This window comes from Ketobacter sp. (genome assembly GCF_003671495.1).
In the GTDB taxonomy this organism is placed as follows: domain Bacteria; phylum Pseudomonadota; class Gammaproteobacteria; order Pseudomonadales; family Ketobacteraceae; genus Ketobacter.
In genome coordinates this window covers 163,506-183,484 of record NZ_RCHN01000009.1, presented here as the reverse complement: position 1 = coordinate 183,484, position 19,979 = coordinate 163,506, and the positions used below count along the sequence as shown (strand labels likewise).

General features: G+C 56.8%; 10 protein-coding genes. All 10 read right to left on the bottom strand.

All coding sequences use genetic code 11. From position 1 onward, the window contains the following. Positions 1 to 91 precede the first annotated feature (91 nt). The 10 genes from D9N14_RS04270 to D9N14_RS04225 all read right to left on the bottom strand — a co-directional run bounded on the left by D9N14_RS04270 (position 92) and on the right by D9N14_RS04225 (position 19,973). The gene (locus tag D9N14_RS04270; protein WP_290577267.1) at positions 92 to 661 is read right to left on the bottom strand and encodes a polysaccharide biosynthesis/export family protein; all 570 of its coding nucleotides are present in this window, start codon (positions 659 to 661) and stop codon (positions 92 to 94) included. A gap of 179 nt (positions 662 to 840) precedes the next feature. Then, positions 841 to 1,467: a hypothetical protein gene (locus tag D9N14_RS04265; protein WP_290577265.1), complete on the bottom strand. Its 627-nt coding sequence runs from the start codon at positions 1,465 to 1,467 to the stop codon at positions 841 to 843. Beyond that, positions 1,457 to 1,963 carry a hypothetical protein gene (locus tag D9N14_RS04260; RefSeq protein ID WP_290577264.1) on the bottom strand — a complete coding sequence of 169 codons (507 nt, stop codon included), beginning with the start codon at positions 1,961 to 1,963 and terminating at the stop codon, positions 1,457 to 1,459. The genes D9N14_RS04265 and D9N14_RS04260 overlap by 11 nt, the downstream gene beginning before the upstream one ends. A 337-nt stretch (positions 1,964 to 2,300) precedes the next feature. Continuing rightward, complete coding sequence (locus D9N14_RS04255; RefSeq protein ID WP_290577262.1) at positions 2,301 to 2,912, bottom strand: hypothetical protein; 612 nt, start codon at positions 2,910 to 2,912, stop codon at positions 2,301 to 2,303. 76 nt (positions 2,913 to 2,988) lie between these two features. Beyond that, positions 2,989 to 3,588 (bottom strand): hypothetical protein, encoded by a 600-nt coding sequence (locus tag D9N14_RS04250; RefSeq protein ID WP_290577260.1) that lies wholly within the window; start codon positions 3,586 to 3,588, stop codon positions 2,989 to 2,991. 36 nt (positions 3,589 to 3,624) lie between these two features. Then, positions 3,625 to 5,436: a putative porin gene (locus tag D9N14_RS04245; RefSeq protein WP_290577258.1), complete on the bottom strand. Its 1,812-nt coding sequence runs from the start codon at positions 5,434 to 5,436 to the stop codon at positions 3,625 to 3,627. A gap of 15 nt (positions 5,437 to 5,451) precedes the next feature. Next, positions 5,452 to 6,090, bottom strand: coding sequence for a hypothetical protein (locus D9N14_RS04240; protein ID WP_290577256.1), 639 nt, complete (start codon positions 6,088 to 6,090; stop codon positions 5,452 to 5,454). Positions 6,091 to 6,111: 21 nt separating this feature from the next. Next, on the bottom strand, positions 6,112 to 6,516 hold the full coding sequence (locus tag D9N14_RS04235) for an ExbD/TolR family protein (protein WP_290577254.1): 405 nt from the start codon (positions 6,514 to 6,516) through the stop codon (positions 6,112 to 6,114). A 4-nt stretch (positions 6,517 to 6,520) separates the two neighbouring features. Beyond that, complete coding sequence (locus D9N14_RS04230) at positions 6,521 to 8,398, bottom strand: DUF2341 domain-containing protein (protein ID WP_290577252.1); 1,878 nt, start codon at positions 8,396 to 8,398, stop codon at positions 6,521 to 6,523. 127 nt (positions 8,399 to 8,525) lie between these two features. Further along, on the bottom strand, positions 8,526 to 19,973 hold the full coding sequence (locus D9N14_RS04225) for a filamentous haemagglutinin family protein (RefSeq protein ID WP_290577250.1): 11,448 nt from the start codon (positions 19,971 to 19,973) through the stop codon (positions 8,526 to 8,528). Between the last annotated feature and the right edge of the window lie 6 nt (positions 19,974 to 19,979).

The following is a 19,979-nucleotide window of genomic DNA, read 5'->3' as shown; positions in this document are numbered from 1 at the left end:
AATATCACCTCCGTAATACTGGGCTGCCCCATAGGCCTTATTCAGTCCTAGCGCCAACAGTACGAACGGAACAACGCGGATGAGCCTCCTGCTATGGCACCAGAACAACATCACCACTTTCTAACAAAATGTTCTGCTGAAGTTGTTCCCCGTCTTCAATGTCACCATAACGAAAAGCAATGGCTTCCTTTTTGCCATTGCGGATAATCTTGATACCGTTCTCACTGGCGTAGGTGGTCATACCACCCGCCATACTCAAGGCCTGCAACACCGATGTCGGCCCCACCATGGGATACTGTCCGGGTCGATTCACCTTGCCCACCACATAATAGAGATTGCCCGCCGCCTTCAGCAGTGAGACGGTGACGCTGGGGTCGGGAATGTAACGGGACAGCTTTTCTGCGATGTCTGCCTGCAACTGTTTGATGGTGGCACCCTGCGCTTGCAGATGGCCGATCAGGGGGAAGGCCAGATTACCATCCGGCGGCACCAGCAACTCCTTGGAAAGATCCGGTTCCTTCCAGACGGAGATCTCCAGAATATCGCCAGGCTGGACCTGATACGCCGGGCTCGCCGGTGCGGAGGCGGTGTCCGCATTTACAGAATATGAAATCAGTGCCAGAACCAGAAATCCCAGCATTTGTATACGATGAACTAACACATTAAGCCTACTCTCAAAGCCTACTATCAGACCTGCCTAGGTTGGCAGGTGTTTGCCAAGGTAGCCTACTGTACCGGCCTAATATGAAGTTTATGTTTCGGTTAGCTTGCAGGAAATGGACAGGTAACCTACTGAAACAGAAATCGAACGCAGTCACTGTTCCAGTAGGCTGGGCTTTTCTAGATGGGCTTTCGGAACGATTTGTTTTTCAACCGGCTGAAGGAGAGCACTGCCAGGCCGGACAACAGAAACACCAGAGAAGCAGGAAGCGGTACATGTGACACCAGATTCTTCAGCTCCACGCCGTAGAGCCCCAATGCCGAGGCACCGTTGGCACGACCGAATACCGCCAGATAATAGGAATCATGCTCGGTGATATCGAAGGTAATGGAATCCTGCAGGATACTGCCGCCACCCAACATCATACTCCCCAGGGTTTCCGTCGCGGTGGTGAAAGTGACGCCCAACTGGGTCAATGCTTCCGGGAACGCAAAGTCTGTTAAGGTCAACTGATAGGTGCCCTGGGCCAGATCATCCAACCGCACCACGCTGTAATCGTAGCCATCCACAAACTCCACGCTTTCATAGACCACCTGCCCTGCCTGTACTGCCGCCGGGGCAACCTGGGGTGAACTTGCCAGTTCGATTTTCGATCCGGACTGCCCACCCAGGGATATTACTGACAAGCCGGAGTTGAACATGGCAGGCTCGTGACTGGAAATGGTGAGCGTGGATGCCTGAATAGCGCTGGACAAAAGCATGGACAGCGCCAGCACGCAGCCCTGAATTCTTGCATTAAAGTACATACTGATTGTCTCCTAAACACACTGAACGTTCGACCGGTTCTTCCTGGTAACCCATGATCTTTTCGCCCAAATATTTGTCGTAAAGATAAGCTTTGAGCGAATTGATCAATTTTGATGTGTCTGCCTTGATCTGTTTCAACTCAGACACTTTGTAAGTGAAGTACGGTGACGGCACACCGGCCGCCGCCAGAATATCAAAATCCTCGGGGTCAACCCGGCGATCCAACTGTTCAAGGTCACCGTTGACGATACGCTCAAGGTCGGCACTGTCCAGGTCGAGGTAATAGGTAAGCTCGCTGCCACATTCGATCAACGTGGGGATCAGGTCGACGCCCTTGGCCTCACTGTCCCGGAAAGGTAACAATTTCTCCAGGGTCTGCTTCACGGTAAATCGGAGCAGATCCGCTTCCTTCACTCCCAATCGGGCAGAAATCTCTTTTAACTTGCCAATGTCTGACTCACTCAACCTCAACGATACGCTCTTCTTCTGACTCATTATTTTAATATCCTCAGCAACTAAAACGTGGTCTCAAATGCGTCGTTAATGCTGGTGTTTCCCCCGCACCAAGCGCACACATAAGGTAGCAATTTTCCCGGCGTGATAGGTTAATTTTCGAATACAAAACGATTACAAAGTGATTCCCTATTTGTGACCAAAATGATGCACTGAGCAGAATCAGATCACTGCACCGGATTCAGTTCAGCATCGGGTGGTTTTCAGAGCAGGTTGGATGAAAAAGGAAGGGCAGAAATTGACAGTCAGAAACGCAAAACGCCGACGGTCGTCGGCGTTCTGATTATGAAGGATAAGTTAATGTATTGGCCGCAGCCGATCAGTTATCTGCACGGTCAAGGGCGGGATTGGTCTTCTTCGAGATCAGGGTCCCATCGATCAACAGATCCTCGTTCTCAAACCGGTATTCCTGGATAATATTCTCGATCTCCACCTGTTTGAATCCGGTGACCGGCTCACTTTTTGCCACCACATCCCAGAAGCCTTTGTCCTTATATTTGCCCAGGATTTCCTGGTTCAGGGTAAACAGCTCCAGGTTGTGATTGCGGCACTGATCAAACCGCGCCACCTCCGTGGCCAATTTCTCGTCCAGGTCCGCATTGATGGATTGCTGTTCCCGCAACAAACTGAGCAGATCCAGATACTGGGTTTGCAGTTCGGTATACTTCTCATTGTACAGATCCAGCTTATCCCCGAGCTTCCTTGTGGATTTTTCTTTCGCCGCCAGGGCGCTGGCCGCCTGCTCTTTTTGCTGTTCCAGTTCTTTGCGGACGGCGTCCAGCTGTTGCTGCAGTTCCTGCTTTTCGGCAGTGGTCTGACGCAGCATATATTGCGCCTTCGCCAGCGCATTTTGCAGAGCCCGATCCTCTGCCTGCACCGGACTGGCCCAGCCCGACAGTAACAGACTAAAGACCAACATCATTCTGAGCATGGTTTACTCCCCCCTGATTGGGCATCTCCGGCCACCGGCTATGCCGTTGACCACCCTATCACTCGGTGTTGAAAATTTATTGTGAATTTTTTGCGACAGCCTGTTGCGCCTGGTAGATCGCACAAGCTTCCCCCATTACCCCCTGCACATACTCCTGGGGTGCCTGGAACTTATCGCGTTCGTAGTTGAACTCCGACAACTGGCCACTGGGCTTTTTCAGCAACTTGAGTGTTTTGTGGTAATAGCCGCAGGTTTCCTCCGGCTTTCCGGCTCGCATATTAGTGAGTGCTAACATCCAGATGCTTTGTGCTTCCAACCACTCCTCATCCAGATCTTGGTAGTATTGGGCACTAAGACTAAGGCTGTGTTGGGCTTTCTCATAGTTGGCCTGGTCCGTACCACCGGCTGCCATGGAGAGAAAGTACTGGGTGCCTTCCAAATAGTAGTAATCACCCAATCCCAACCAACTCTCCTGTTCCTGCAGCTGCTGTTGCGTTTTGCTCATCAGCTCAGGATTCATTTTGCCCTGCGCCTGCAACTGGGATTTCAATTCCTGCAGTTGCACGAACGCCTCACCATTGCGTTCCAGACTGCGGTCGCCTTTCGGTGTGCCCAGTCCGGCACAGGCAGCTACTGTCAATGCTGCCAACATCACCACTGTGATCCGTATTTTCATAACACACTCTCACTCGTCTTAAGCAACGTTACTCAATCAGAACGACGCCTGCAGACTCAGCTGCAGGGTATCCACGCTGATGTTATAAAGCTGATCATCGGGGTCCGTATCAATGGAATCGGCACTGATCCATTTCAGGGAACTCACCAGGTTGTCATAGAGCAGATAGTTGGCTTCCAGTATGTAGCCTTCCGCATCCGTCCCCCCTAACAAAAAATCGGAATCGGCAAAGGCGTCCAATACAGCATCCCCTTCCAGGTGTCGATAGGTGAAAGAAACGCGCCAATCACGGATGTAACTCAGGGTAGCCGTTCCCGCCGCAATGCCGAACTGATACCCGGTATCCCGGTCTGGCACTTCACGCCCCACCAAGGCTGAGACCTCCTCCTGATCAAAGGCGATATTCTTCACATAGTCCGCTTGCAGGAACACATAGGTGGGAAAGAAATCCGCCATCGTGTACTTCACCGTAGCGTTGACCAGCTTGTAGCTGGCCGCCAACCCGATCTGTGGGTCATCGTTAGGGTGATTGATGTTGAATACCGAGTTCCCCACCTGGTAGTACGGCGAGGCCGTTTCATAGGTGGCGTCGGTACCTTCATATGGGTTTCGTTTGCCTTCAATCTGATCGTAGTGGTAATAACTCAACGCCATCGAGAGTTTGCTGGTGTTCAAAAACTCATAGTGGGTACCCAACTGGATTGCATACAAGTATTTATCCCGATCATTGGTTTCCGAAACCAGCTTGGCAGCATCTTCACTCAGGTTCGCGATGGAAGAGTGAATCTCCTGCAGGGGGAAGGCACCGATGGTCACGAACGGGTCCCAACTGTTTTCATCACTGAAAGGCGAACTTTCCCGCAGGAAGTAATAACTTCCGCTGATACCCTCAAAGGTCATGTCACTGTCGTAGACGAGATCCGTATGCAGGAACGGATTTTTGAAACGCCCGCCCAACAGCTCCACTTCCTCTTCAAGGGAAGTGTATTTCAGATACCCCAGATCAAAATTGGCATCCCACTTGGAGGAAAAGTCCCCCAGGGTCTGGTTGGAGGAAACAGGGTTGCCTTCGTTGCCGGTGGTGATGCGCATACCCAGTTCGATGCGATCCGTCGCCTGGGCCTTCACCATCAGGCGGAAACGGGTGAGAAAGCGGTAGCGGTTGTCATTGACGTTGTCATAGACTTCTTCACCACTTTCATTGATGGCCACGTAATCCGGGTAGCCGTACATGGCATTGTCGTCGGGGAACATATCCGCCTGGTAGCGCAGACGACCGTCTCCGGAAATTTTGACTTTGTGTACCCAGGATGGCGCTTCCTTGATGCCCCAACCGTAGACGCGGGCTGTGCGAACCGCCTCGTCCTTCACCTTCTCCACTACATCCACTTCCACCCGCTGGCGGATACTCTGCTCCATATCCTCACGGATGTAGTCCGGCAGGTAAGGCACCCGCACATCACCGGCGGCTGCGTCGTCACCCTTACCGGCCTTGATGGCGGTCTCACGCTGACGCAAGCGCTCCTGCATCTGCTGGTAACTCTGCTCGCTGATCAGGCCTTCATCCCGCAACATATCCATAATGTCCGCTGCTTTGATCCGACTTTCCATCCCGGCCATCCCGGTCTTTGCAGTCGGCGGTGCACCCCGTCGTTGATGTACCTTATCCACCAGCTGCTGGGCCTGTTCCCGGGTAATGATGTCATTGTCCAACAGCATATTGAGCAAATCGGTTTCGGTGAGTTCACCGGCTGTGAGCGTAGCGCCCTGCAGCAACCCCACCACCCCCAACAGCGGCAGTAAACGGGAAAATTTAGACTGTCTTTTGAAACTTCGTAACTGGCTCATGATGATCTCTTTACATTACAGCTCTGAGCTGATTCTTAGCTTGAACATTTTGTCCCGTTCTTCCAGTGGTACCGGGCGCCCCAGCCCACCCATTTTTTGGAACAGGCTGAGCAACACTGATTTGGCCCGCTCCGAGCCACGCTCCAACTTCACATCCACGGTTTTGAAGCGGCCATCCTCCGCCAGATCCAGGCTCACCACGGCAACGTAATCCAGATATTTGAGCTCTTCGTCTGCGGTAACGGCTTTATTGAGTTCTGATTTGAGATAGGCACCAAAACCGCCGCCGCTCAACAGTCCCCGGCCCCCTTTACGGGCCGCCAGGCCGAAGGAATCGCCTCCGGCCACGCCGTCTGCGTCCAGCCCCAGGTTCTCACCGGCGGGTTGATCCGACGGCTGGTCCGGCAACGGCTCCGGATCATCCGGAATCTCCTCCTCCAGCTCCTCTTCCACCGGTTCCGGTTCTTCTTCCGGTGGTGGTGGCGGTTCAGGAGGCGGCGGTGGCGGTTTGATGACGGTGATCTGTTGCACCACTTTTTTCTGTTCGCCGGGGCCTTTCAGCCCGGACACAAAGTGATAGCCAATGGCCACCAACAGCAACACCAGCACCAGCCCGATCAACACGGGAACGTATTTAACAACGCGCTTATTCATCGGACTAAAGTCGTCGACTCGTCATTTGACGACCTTTTTCGTGACCAGGCCCAGCTGGTAAATTTCCAACCTTCCCATCAGGTCCAGAACATCCACCACCTTCTGGTACTGGATCATGGCATCCGCCTTGATGATCACCGGCAGATCCGGTGTCACCGCTTTGTACTGACGCAGCAGGGATTCCAGTTCTCCCATACTGACCGGATAGGTATCCAGATAAATGGTTCCGTCCTCAGTGATGGTGATGGCCTTGGTTTTGGATTCCGCAAGACTGGGCGCCGCACTGGCTTTGGGCAGATTGACTTTAATGCCCTGCACGGTAGCGGTGGTCAGAATGATAAAAATCACCAGCAGCACGTAGGACAGGTCCAACATCGGCGTGACGTTGACTTCATCATAAATCTTACTGTCATCAAGATATTTCATGGCGTCACTCGCTGTATTTTTCCGCCAGCCGGGTCACCAGCTCATCGGTGAACATGTGCATATCCGCCACCATGTCCTTGATGCGGGTGGCCAGCCAGTTGTAGCCAAACAGGGCCGGTATCGCCACCACCAGACCCGCCACCGTGGTCAGCAACGCCGCCGCCACCCCCGGAGCAATGGCCGCAATGTTCACGTCACCGCTGGCAGCGATGGCAGCAAACGTAATCATGACCCCCAGCACAGTCCCCAGCAGCCCCAGGAAAGGTCCACCGGATACGGCGATGGTGAGCAACACCATATTACGGTTCAACGCTTGTATTTCCCGCACCACATAGGCTTCCAGCCCGGAGCGGATGGAGTTCACTGCGCTCTCTGCCAGATACAGATTGGCGTCGGCATTGACGTCCGCACTCAGGGCCACCCGTTGTTCACGACTTCTCGCCACCCGGTTACGCACTTCCGATAGTGCTTTGTGGTAAATGTGATAGAGCGGCGAAGATTGGAAGTGATCGTGCTTGCCGAACAACGACAACACCTGGGACTCATTGGCCACATCCGCAGAATCATCGTCCACCACATCCAGGGAATCGAAATGGCGATTATCCAGTTGCCGATACTGTTGCAGGAATGCTTCGTTGTCTTTCTTGGCCCGGCTGATGAACAGGGCTTTGAGGAACATGACGCCCCAACTGATCACCGCCATCACCATCAACAGGAAGATCACCACCCAGCCTTCGTCGCCGGTGCTTTGGAAAATGGTCATGAAGTAAGAGGTGCCAGCCGCATTGCCCAGCTGTTCGGCTTTGCTGGCCGCGACCAGGGTGCTCATCACACCCTGTGATTTGGCGGCAAAGCGCAGCAACGACTGGGATAACGCGGTGCGATCAATCTGTAGCTCATCCAGCTCGGCCACCAGGCCCTGGCTGTTGTCGGCTTTGGCACCGAGCAACAGCGGTCCGCCCAGGGTGAACGGTGCGGTCAGGGGTTGGCTTGCAGCCGTCTCCCCATCCAGGTACAGGCTGATACTGGTGGCAGACATCACCAGGCTGAGATGCTGCCAACGATCCGCACTCACAGGCAGTGAAGAATTCAGGGTGGCGACGGTGCCGGCACGAATGACCGTCACTTCCGGCAACGCACCATTTAAGGCAAGCTCCAGGGTATTATTGCCATCGGACTGACTGACAATGACAGCACGCTTACCCGCAGCAAGATCCCCGGTGGGTTTGATCCAGAGGGACCAGCTGTGGCCCTGGGCAGAATCAATGGCCAGGGTGGCGGACTGGCCGATGGTTAGCGCGCCGCTGCCGGACAACGACAAACCACCCGCTATCAATGATGCGGGCACCACCAGGGCATCACCGGTCACCGCCGAATTCTGGTAGGCGGACATATCCACCGGCGCCGGGTTCAGCGGATTAAAATGGTAGACCCCTACCTTGTTGACCCCGTAAGTACCGGCGGCGTCCTGCCCGGCTACTGCCTGGGTATTACCGTAATACATCCAGATTTTTTGTGGCGTGGCTGCGGCGCCCTGGGGCACAGGCATTTTCACCCAGATGAACGCCAACTGGTTCAGCAAGTCAAAGGATTCCACATGGAATTTCAAGGGTGTTTTGTCATCCTGGGCAACAAAGCGCAGATCCGACAGGTCTTCTTTCACCAGAAAGAAATCTCCGAAATTGGCGGAATGCAGCCTAATCAATACAGGCACGCCATCGCCGGGAAGCGCCGCCGCCTCAACCTCAGACCCCACACCGGTATCCGACAATGTGGCGCTGTCCACAGTGAAGCCCACCCGGTAAGGCCACTCCTCATTCCACCAGGCGGACGCCATTCCAGGCAACATAAACAACAAAAACATCAGAACGACTGAGCGCATAAATCCCCCGAATTTGCGAGCGCCTCATTTAACCAGCGCCCTGTAACAAAATGGTTACAGGGTTTCCGCTAAAGTTGATTAATTGAACAAAATTGACTGATCAAACAGAATTGAGCTGCCCCGATGATCAGAGCAACTCAATGGTCACAAAGGCGGTGCTTTGTGCCGCCTGGGCCGCCGCCGCTTTTTCCGCACTTTCCTGAATGGCATTGGTGGCAGCATCCACTGCCGAACCAAGCCCACCCACGTCAGAACTGATGCTGGTGGAGGTGGGAACACCGGTGGAGATCCCGCCCACACTGATGTTGTCCGCCCCACTCACCTTGGCCGCCCCCAGGAACAGGTCACCAGCGGATTGAATGCCCGCTTCGCCGGCATCCACAATACCCAACGGCGTTGCCAGGGCGATGGACCCCACCCCTTCGGCAATGGTGAAGTAACGCTCGGTGTTGCTGAGTTCGCTACTGGTGGAAGCGCGACTGGCCCGGGTCTGGATACCACTACCGGCCACCGTAGGTGGCACAATAAAGGTGACGGCCCCGGTTTCCCGGTTCACATCGAACGTAGTGGCCGGTGCCGCCACCGCGGTCTTCGCTCCGCGACCGGCATCAATATCACCAAATACCGACCACAGGTTGATGTCACCACCGGCTGCGGGAATCACCCGGGATTCGTTGACGTTGAAGGCATCCGCCACCACCGCACCGATGTTGCCCTTGGCCAGGGAGAATACGCCCAGCTCACCATTGGATTTATCGAAGCCCAACGCATCCACCAGGGATTGTGACACCCCCACATCGGTGCTACCGGCGGGGGTGAACAGTGCGATGTCACCCCCGGAACGGGTTTGAATGGTGGAGAAGCGCATATCGATATTGCCGCCGGAGGTCACAGCGGCCGGATAGGCGAAACTGACTCCGCTGTCCTGCTGCCAGCTCTGCAGCAATGCATTCAGAGATGCCACTGTGGCGGAGCCTGGGCCACCCAAATTGAAATCCTCAATCTGCTCGGTACCCAGCAGCAGATTACTCACCTGCTGATCGTCCAGCCCGGAAAAATCCAACTGACTGATACGGTTGAGCTGCTGATCGAGGGTTCCCCGATCCAGCAGGCCCCTTCGATAATCTTCCAACAGCGTGATCATCCGACGCAGGGTGCCCGGTTGATTCTGCCCAATGCCGATCAACGATGACTTGAGTGTCATTCCGCGCAGAGCCAGGTCGAAGTCCGAACCAAAGAACCTGCGCTGTGCCACATAGCCACGTTCGAAATTCGCCACCGCGCTGCCCGCGGCAGCCCCCTCTTCCGCCGATGTGGCATTGTGCTGCAGCATGATGGACTCGGCCACCAGCAACTGTCTGGCATGATCCAGTTGCTGATACGAACTGACCGCCAACTGCAATTGCTCACTGGCCGGCAGCTGAGCAATCTGCTCCAGGCTCAGGTTGCCATTGGTGGCGAGAAAATCTGGAGTCCGGTTGGCACCCTGCAGATAATCCAGCGCGATGAAACTGCCCACCTGATCGAAATAGGCCTGGAACATTTCACTGCGCTGTGCCCCGGTTTGCAAACCGGCATCACCGATTTCCGGTACCGTGAACAGGCCACCGGCACCGGCCAGCAACTGGTCGGGGTTCTTCATGACCACCTGCTTCACATAGTTCACCGCCAACCGCTGCTGCAACGACGTCTCCAGTGCAGAATAATCCCGCAGCATGGCGTTCAGGCTGGCTTGGGACGGGCCCGCCCCATAGCGGTTGCCGGTGGCACTGCTCAGCACGTCCGCGAAGGTTTTATACAAACCGGCATCCAGATCGTCGCCACCGGAACGCAGCAATCGGTACGCCAGATCGATGAAGCTGGCGTTCTCCAGGTTCTGGGACCCCAGCAACTGATTGAACAGCGCAATGTTACGGTTGGAGTCCACTGCGCCGCCCACCAGGGTGTCGTAGCCGTCCTGGTTATAGGTATCGGAGTAAATGGTGTTGCCGGTACCTGCATATACATGAACAGAGGTACCGCTGGTGGACAGGTTGCGGTTCTCTTCGTTACCGATGGAGAGGATGCCGCGGGATGCCCCCAGCTCAATATCCCCCCCGGCCTGAATCAGCAGATCACCCGCACCACCCACCTGAATCACCTGGGTGCCGCCGGTGGTTTCCAGGTTGTTGCCCCGGTTATCCAGCGTGAAGCGGATACTGCCGTCGGCGACAAGGGTACTGAGATCGTTGTCGTTGTTGTGCTGCAACACGAAACTGGCATTCACCATGTCGCCGCCGACATAGGCATTCACCTGATGGGGCAGGCGGAACATGATGGCTTCGTCGGTGCTGCCCACATCCCCCAGCAGCGCAACGATGTGACTGGCCACGCTGTTGTCCCGCTGAATCAGAGAGGCACTGTGATTGAATTGCAGGTTGTCCGAGTTCATACCATAGGGCACCAGAATGCCGGCCACGGTATTCTGATTGCGCAATGCGTTCACCGGGTTATCGCGATTCGGCAGATCCTGCGCCAAATAGTCCGGCAAATAGATCTCCAGGCTTTCAAATACATTCGCAGCGGTGGAGCGGGCCTGAATATCCTGCAGAGCATACAGGTTAATGTGGGATGACACCGCTGGGAACAGGGTCAAGACATTGGTGGACAATGTCAGGGAACCGGATGCCAGTGGAATATCCCGTTCATCAATGTTGATGCTGCCGGACAGTGCAGCGGCGGTAACCTCACTGGGCAACACGTAGTAGGCGGGCTGCAACTGGGCATAACGATTGGCAAAGCGGGAGAAATGCTGACTGAACGCACCGCCGGCGTCCATATCCGCCTGCAGATTCACGTCGCCGGCCACACTGGTGAGGTGCAGTGACGTACTGTCATAGCCATCGAAGTAGAATGAACTCAACGAATCAATGGCTTCCGGTGGCACAAAAGGCTGGGCATACAGGCTCAGGTCACCGGGCACCATAAAGGTGTTGACCATTCCGCTGAAATTCAGATCCCGCACGGCGGTAACCGCAACCGAAGCATCAGAAGCAATGATCAAGCTGTCGGACACATCCCCGCGCGAGACCACGTCCAGGGCGCCATTATCCACGTGGTAATATCCGCCGTGAATGCCATCCCGCGCACTCACCTCAATACTGCCGCCGGCGATTTCCCGCAGGGATTCACCGCCGTTGTTGGCCGCATCACCATACCAGACACCCTGGCTTGGGGTGGCAAAGCCACCCTGTTCAATGGCGCCGCCCACCGTGCCACGGATATTGCCGCCACCGATGGCATTGATGCCACTGCCGATGTCACCCAGCGCGGCATACCAGGTGGTGATGCCGCCGTAATCGATCCCCAGCACGCTGGCATCATCACGGGTGTTGTAGCGGATCATGTAATCCGCGGTGGTCACGTTGGCACTGTTGCCGATAACATCACCGGCGATGTCAAATTCGATATCGCCTCCGTCCACCCCCATGCCGCCGTATTTTCCATACAGCAACCACAATGAAGGTGCAGAGCCCGGCGTGATGCCATCCAGATAAGGCCGATCCCCCCAGGCAGGCAGGCCCTGTTCATCCAGGCCCAAACCCCGCCCGAGGGTAGCAACATAGGCGGTGCCTTCCTGAATGAAATCACCGGACGCCTGCAGGTTAATATTGCCCGTTCCGGTTCGCAGAAAACTGCCCGTGCGCAGCGTGATATCGGCCGCAGACAAACGCTGGGCACGATCCAGAGCGGAACCGGCCACTGCGCCGGCGGTCAGCTGCAGGGAGCTGGAATCCTCCACCGCCAGCACCGGAATGGCACCGGCCTGGTTCAGAGAGTCGGCGTAACTGAAACGGATGCCCGCCGGACTGAGACTGGCCACCAATCCCCGCACGCCATCACTGACGCCACCCTGCACCGTGATGTCTCCAGTGGCACGGAAAGACACTCGGCCGGTGCCGCCATCGTCGGTGCGGAACGCGGCCAGATCCAACACCTGTCCGGCCTGACCAATAGCCAGGTCAGCGTCACTGTGGATATCCATCTGCGGGCGCAAATCCACTGCAACCGCCGCCGCACCGGCCTGCACAGACACAAAATCCTCCGTGGACAAGCCGGCAATGGCATCCAGGCTGGACTGGATTTCCTGATCCAGGGAACTCACGGTGCTGCGGCTGAACTCGCTGACGCCATAGAGGGTAATGCCGTTGCCACCGATTTGATCGTTGCCGCTCACGGCGACTTGCGTGGCCGCCGCGTTCTGCACGGCGGTCACCAGCTCCAGCCCTGTTGCCAACGCCATACGCGCATCCGCATTCACCTGCACAGGCCCGGTTCCGGAATGCAGCTTGAACGCCTGGCCACTGTCATCTGTGGTTCGTACTTCAAGACTCGCGTTGTCACCCACAAACACACCGTTCTGCCCGAACAACCCGGACTGGAGACGGGCGTCCGTGGCCACCAGCGCCGCATCCAGGTGCAGCTCACCCCGAGCCGCCGCCAGGTTCACAGACTGGGCCGTAAGGTCATGGGCACCTGCCACCAACTGCAGGTTCTGCCCGGCGCCGGTCAGCATCACGTCCAGATCCCCGTTTGCTCCGGCCTGATTCAACGCCGCAATGGCATCCATCTCACCGGCACCACCGACATTCCCGCCAGACGACTGGGCAAAATGATCGGCCTGGATGCGCAGGTCCACTCCGCCATCACCCAGGCGCAGGTTGTCCACGGCGCCCAGATCCAATTGATTACCGGCGATCCATTCAATCATACCGCCGTCAGCATTCTGCCCGGTGTTGCCAAAATCAAACGCACCGGCATCGGCAATGCGAATATCCTGATTGGCCAACAGGCTGATGATGCCCGCCGGACCGGATACCTGTTCACCCAAAAAGGTTTGCTGGTAGGCGCTGGCATCGATGCGCGCCCCCGCACCAAACTCCAGGTCACCCTCGGTGGCGGTGAATTCGGTATAACCGCTGCGGTTGGCCAGGGTGGTATCCAGGGTGACAGAACGCCCCTGCAAGGCAAGAGTATGTCCCGGCGCCATGGCCTGGCGTTGTTCGGTCGTCACCTCGGCGCCACTGCTGTTCAGCAACGTCAGCGCCCCTGGGCTGCTCAGGTTCAGCTTGGAACCGGCCACACTGGAGCCCAGCAAGGGGGTATCAATGTGCAAACCGCCTGCCGCGGAACCCGCCTGCAGATTCAGGTTGCCCATCATGTCCACCCGCTCGTGCCCTTGCAGCGTAACTTGCTCAGCGTTAAGACGAATAGTCCTGCTCTCCACAGCAGTTGGGGCAGCACCGTCGTTGTCCGGGTTGGCACCCATGAGGTTGATTAGGGATGCACTGATCAGCAGGGAGGCATCTGCCACCACGGGCGTCATCGCAGCACTGCCAGGGCCACTTTGCAGCGTCACCTGCTGCTCAGCACGCAGCGCCACCTGACGTCCGGCCGCCACATCAACGCTGTTGCTGCTCAATAACAGAGAGGCCAGTTCCAGGTTGACATCGTGGGTGAAGACCAGACCGCCGCCGGAGTACAGCTCCAGGTCGCGGCTGCTGTCGAGAATGCCGGCATCCAGATTCACCTCCGCCGTTTGCGAATCGCCCACCGTCAATTGGTTGGCAAATACCTGCAAGCGGCCTGCACCGGCGTTCAGGCTGTCGGCCAGCACGCCATTTCCGGAATGCGCCACCCCCAGCGAGCCCGTGGTCTGCACCCGGCTGTCGGCACCCATCAACAATGTGCCGCTCATGTTCTCCAGTTGGTCCAGCGACAAACGGCTGGCGGAGGAGTTGGACGCCAGCAACGCGACACCGGCCTGGCTCACATCCCATTGATTGCCGCGGTAGGCCGCTGCGCCAGTGGCGTTCACTTCGGCTCCCTGCTCCACCTGGACGCTGTCGTTGGCCACCAGCAAAATCTCCTGCCCGGAAACAGAATCCTCGATCCGCACACTGTTGCTGAGATTACGCTGGGCATCGATGGTCCACTGTCCGTTTTCCCAGGTACGATTGGCACCCAGCAAGACAGAGCCGGCACCGATGTCCTCAAACAGGGTCGCGGACAACTGCAACACGCCATCCAGCACATCACCTGCCAGATTGTCACTCACCACAATGTCACCAGGGGAGGTGATATCCACGTAGGTGGCGACGGCAGAATCGCGGGCACCCCGCACCGTGGCTTTCAAATCCAGTTGTTGCGTGACATCGATTCCCACGCCGCCGTTTTCACCAGCACGACGCCCTGGTGCCAAATCTACGCCGGCAAAGAAATCATCCAATTGGGTAAAGTTATAGGTGCCGTAGTTCAGTACTGCCGAATCCGGCTCAACCAAAAAACTGCTCCACAGGGTCTGCCCAACGCCACCGTTTTGCACCAGACGTCCGGACACCGCCTCGATACCGTTGCGGTTCACACTGGCGTAACCCTGCTGTACCAGTTTGTTGCCATCCGGCCTGACCAAATACGCCCCCGGCACCAGCGCATAGCTGGCGGGCAGCACCGTATAGGTACCATCGGCAATCTGACTGGAACCACTGATCTGGAACTGGGTACCCCACTCCTGGCTCAAACCACTGCCACGAAATTCTAACGGGTCGTAGCTGGCATAGCCGGAGTTCATGGTGGGCACGATGGCAAACAGATCACTGTAGTGAACATCGGCAAGAATGTCCGACGAACCTTCCAGGCCGGCTTCAAATTCGCGCCCGTAAACGCTGCCACCGGCGGACACATCCAGCGTACTGCCGGCGTCCGCCAGCACCCGGTTACCCTTCAGGTTGATGACTTTGCTGATGGGTGAGGTTTCTGCCGTGTTGATTTCAGTGGGGTTCTGGTAATTAAACAACAACTCCCATTCAACACCGCCCGCCTTGATGCGCCCCATGGGCACGTTCTCACTGGAGGCCACCGCCAACAGTGCGTGCTCCCCCAACACCAGATCACCGGACTGCAGTTCGTAGTCAGCGTGGGCCGCTGTTTCTGCCCCCGGGTTACCGGTCGCTTCCACGGCCACCTCACCAAAACTGGCGGCCACCTTGGTGTCCACCTTCACCGCATCCCCGACAATATTGAGGCGTGACCCAACCGAGAGGATGCTGTCGCCGTTTTTTCCGTAGTGACTGAGATTGATCACACTGTCGGAATGCAAGGTGCCATTGGCGTAAGATTCGGTCCAGATCACCGGGGCGGCGATGTCCAGTACGCCGTTGGTGTGCAGTAATGACTCATCAAATAAACCATCCAGGGTATCAATGCTGGCACTGTTCAACAGCACCGAACGCAGACGCACACCCCGTTCCGCCGTCAAACGGGTGTGGCCATCGCCGGACAGAATGAAGTCCCCGTGCACATCCACCAGATCGGCCTTCACGCTCAGCTCACCCAAACCATTGCCGGCCTGGGATACCGGTGCCAACGCCGGGTCGGCGGTGAGAGATCGGTTGTCGCTGTCACCCAGTTGCACATAGGCCGACTCCAATCCCAGGCGATGATCCCCCAGATCCAAAGCCGCAGTATCCAGGATGAGGGATTCCGCAGTCTTGATGTTCACATCATTCACCAGACGCACATTGCCCTGAGCCGAGCGATTGATGTTATTGGAAATAATATAGCGATCCGTGTTCAGCGTGGTGGAGCGGACATGGCCCTGATCCAGGTTGGCCGACGCGATGAAACCCAGGTTGCGGGTTTGGTTACCCAGGTCCGCCAACTCGGCGCCATTGTTAAGGAAGCTGTCCAGTGTCACCCCATCCATCAGGGTGAAGGCACCTGCGGTTTCCGCGCTCTGGTCCGCCCCCAGTACGATACTGTGCAGCAACGGACGCTCGGCGCTGGAATAGCCGCGCCCGGAGGACAAATCAAATTCCAACCGACCACCGCGGTAACCGGCTCCGGCCGCACCGAAGTCCACGTCCGCCGCCATAACGAAACCGCCATCCGCCTTCAAGCGGAAGTCTCCGGCCGCCACCGACCGGCTCAGGGCCACCGTCTGACCCTGGATGTCTTCGTGTCCCTTAAACACTCCGCCCTGCAATTTAAACGTTGCATCCTGGTCCACCAACACATAACCCAGATTGGACGCCAGGGTCATAGAACCGGCTTCCACAATATCGCTGGTCACATTGGCACGGGCCCCGGGCTGGGACACCTGGGCCGCCGACAGATCCACCACCGCGTTGTTGCCGATGTAGATACTGTTGCGCAAAGTGGGCAGATCCGATTCGTCGTATTGATCCAGTGTTGCGTTGAAGGCACCGCCTTTCATGGTCAGCTGGCCATCGAACAGAATGGATTCATCGGCCATCAGAGACAACTCGGATTCATACAGCCCCTGAATGCGGGCACCCTGCTCCACCACGATGGAGCCTTTGCCCGACACCGGATCGGTTTTGCCGGCCTGCAATGTGAGGGAGCCCCCACGGGCCTCATAGTCGGGCACGTCATATTCCTCCAGCGCCGCAAACAGGCTGTCGCTGTTGGCGGTGGAGGCGGTCGTCATATTGGTGCGCACACCCCGTTGCTGCAACTGGATATTGGCATCCCCAGCCACGGTGATGTCGCCTTCTTTGGCAATGAATTCAAAATGACCCACCCGGGCCTGGGCAAACCAGTCGTTGCCGATCACCACGGTCTGCGGATCAGCACCGCCGCTGTCCAGAATGCGGGTGGCCTGCTCACCACCGATGCTGAGATCAGAGGCCATTAAACTGAGGCTGCCGCCCTCCTGATTGTCCAGCGCTTCCACTTGCCCCAGCAACGCAAAGGCCGGCCGTTCCGGACTGTTGCCGGCGCCGGGCCTGCCATCGTCCGTCAGCGCCATGGCCACGGCGCCCGCCTCACCGACGGCCAGTTTGCCACGGGCATCCAGCCGCGCGCCGGCGTTGGCCCGCAACAGTGCAGCGTCGTGGATCACCAGACTTTCACCGGCGTTAATTTCAATGTCACCGGCATCCAATACCGACGCCACGGAACTCAATGCCAACGGATCGAGTTTGCGGTTGACCCAATTGCCGCTGACATCAATGGTGCCATAGACATCCACCCAGTCGGCCGCATCCAGAGTGACATCGCCACCCAGACTGCGAATATCCCCCTGCACCTGAATATTGTTGGCCACCAGGTTCAGGCCCTGCTGACGCCCCAGCTCGAGCTTGGCATCATCCTGCATGGTCAACACGCGACTGCCGGACACTTTAAAGGTTTCTGCACCACTGCCTGTAATAGTGTCCGTATTCAGGTAAAGGGCTTCCAGATCGTCTTCCAACAGTTCAAGACCATCCTGGATATACACATTCTGCGTGCCGCCCAATGCCGCCAGATCAATGTGCACTGAACCGCCCTTGGCGCCGAAATCATTCTTCTGGTACAGCCCCATGTAATCCTGGGCTTTCAGATTAACGTCAGCGGCGAACGTCTGCTGGTTGGCGACGATGTGAATGGAGCCGGCATCATGACCTTCCTCATAGGTGGGAAAGTAATTCTGCGAGGACATCAGAATCGTACCCGCATTATGGGAATCCCGGTCTCCCCATTTGGCATCGGTGGCAGAATCGCGCTGCAGATCAATCACGTCATCGATGGTGGCATTGGCCGGTGCTTCGCCGATGTCCAGCAGACGCCCATTGGCGATCACTTTGGAGGTTTCCACCAGCCCCGCCTGATAGGTCACCTTGCCGCCGGACACGTCCACCGTAGCACCGGCTTTCAAATCCACCGCACCGGTAGAAGAAATCACCACCCGACCGCCGCCGGCGGAGCGTTCACTCGCGGTTTTTTGCACGGTATCCAGGGCAGGGGTCCAATCGAACAACTCGGTGCCTTTGCGAATGTCCACCGCCACGGTCTTCCGCAATAACTCGCCGCCTTTTTGGGAGGGGTTGTCCTTCACCTCACTGGAGGTCACAAACATGGTCACCACATTGCGCTCAGCCCCCAGCACGGCGTCTTCAGTACCGGAGGCATCAATCAGTGCGTTCTCACCGAGGGTGATGCTGGCCTCGGAATCCACCTCCCGTACATTGTTGCCGGGCATGGGGTCTTCCTTCGCCACCAGCGTGATCAACGACCCGCTGTTGACCCACTCACCGGTGCCCGAGATCTCAGTGATCTTGGCCCCTTTGGCCCGGATCACGCTGTCCGACTGCACATCAATGGTTTTACCGGCCACATGAATGCGGGAATCCCGCTGCACGGATTGGTTGGTGGCGTATTTGACGTTTTTGGCGGTGACGAATTCCCGCCCCGCATTTTTCTCCAGGGACTTCAACTGGGCGATCTGTTTTGCTTCACTCTGTTTGAAGAAGGCCACCGGGTCCAGGTTGTGCTTTTGCAGCAGGGGTTCCACTTTGGTGTGATCCAGATTCTGAATCGCCACTTCAGTAACGCTGCCCGGGGCGAAGGTGACGCTGCCGCCCTCCCGGCCAATAAAGGCTTTGCCGTAGGATGGGCGTTGATTGGTTTGCTGGTCCGCAGGAGGGTCCAGGGTAAGGCCGGTGCTACTGGAAATGCCATCCTGTTTCAGGCTGCTCTGCTCCCGCGCCACATCAAAGTTGGCCGCACTCCAATAGGCAGAGTTACGGGCCAGGGTTTGAAAATCGCCCACTTCCTGCGCCTGGTCGCGTGCCATAATGTAGATGCTGCCGTTCACATCCACAGCGGTGGTGGCCTTGATTTCACCGGCCTGAATGATGTCGCTGGCCACCAGGGTCACATTACCCAGGGTGGACACAATGCTGCCGGCGTTGGTGACCTTGCCCCGCTCTTCCCCGGATCCCGAATTCACTTCCACCAGATAACCCCGCAAGTCATAGTCCTGATCACTCACCGCCAGATAAAAATCCTTGCGGCTGCCCGCCAGCACCACTTGCGAGTTAGTCGCGAGAATATCCCCGTAGTTTTCCACTTCCGGACCGGCCAGCACCACCGGCGCATCTTCAGAATGAATGGACGCACCCGCCTCCACCACAATGCGCGGCAGGTTTTCTTCTCCCATGGCCCGGATGGCTTCGTCGTCCACCACCAACAGGGATTTACCTTCACCAATCACATCCAGCAGCGAGTTCTGCAGGAACTTCAGCTTTTGATCTTCGGAGAGCGAAGAGACATCTTCATAGCCATTGAGTTTGGCTGCCGCAGCGATCATGCCCCTGACATTAACCTGGGCACCCTCGCCAAAAATAATGCCGTTCTGGTTCAACAGATAAATCTGACCGTCGGCGATGAGTTTGCCAAAGATACGGCTGGGCCGCGCATCCTCAATCACGTTAACGGCCACATCATTGGGGTTCTGTTTGAAATGCACCGTACTCTCGGACCCCACATCGAACGTGGCCCACTCCAGCAGCACCTTTGCCGTTTCCTGGTCAATCACCAGCGTATTGTCACGCTGGGTAAGGGATGCCTGTCCGGCCCGCACAAAGTCGCCGTTGGCAATCTCCGGCAGCGCCGTCACCTCTGGCGGAAGGACATTTACATGGCGCTCCACCAGGGATTGATGCATGGTCCCCGGTAGCGTTCTGGCATACAGGGTGCCCATTGGCCAACTGAGATAGGTCACCAGATAAATGACAATAATTCGCTTCAACATAGTCCT

Bases quoted from the DNA above. Each gene is read 5' to 3' on its own strand.
- D9N14_RS04265 (WP_290577265.1), bottom strand. From the start codon at position 1,467: ATGTACTTTAATGCAAGAATTCAGGGCTGCGTGCTGGCGCTGTCCATG.
- D9N14_RS04260 (WP_290577264.1), bottom strand. From the start codon at position 1,963: ATGAGTCAGAAGAAGAGCGTATCGTTGAGGTTGAGTGAGTCAGACATT.
- D9N14_RS04255 (WP_290577262.1), bottom strand. From the start codon at position 2,912: ATGCTCAGAATGATGTTGGTCTTTAGTCTGTTACTGTCGGGCTGGGCC.
- D9N14_RS04250 (WP_290577260.1), bottom strand. From the start codon at position 3,588: ATGAAAATACGGATCACAGTGGTGATGTTGGCAGCATTGACAGTAGCT.
- D9N14_RS04245 (WP_290577258.1), bottom strand. From the start codon at position 5,436: ATGAGCCAGTTACGAAGTTTCAAAAGACAGTCTAAATTTTCCCGTTTA.
- D9N14_RS04240 (WP_290577256.1), bottom strand. From the start codon at position 6,090: ATGAATAAGCGCGTTGTTAAATACGTTCCCGTGTTGATCGGGCTGGTG.
- D9N14_RS04235 (WP_290577254.1), bottom strand. From the start codon at position 6,516: ATGAAATATCTTGATGACAGTAAGATTTATGATGAAGTCAACGTCACG.
- D9N14_RS04230 (WP_290577252.1), bottom strand. From the start codon at position 8,398: ATGCGCTCAGTCGTTCTGATGTTTTTGTTGTTTATGTTGCCTGGAATG.
- D9N14_RS04225 (WP_290577250.1), bottom strand. From the start codon at position 19,973: ATGTTGAAGCGAATTATTGTCATTTATCTGGTGACCTATCTCAGTTGG.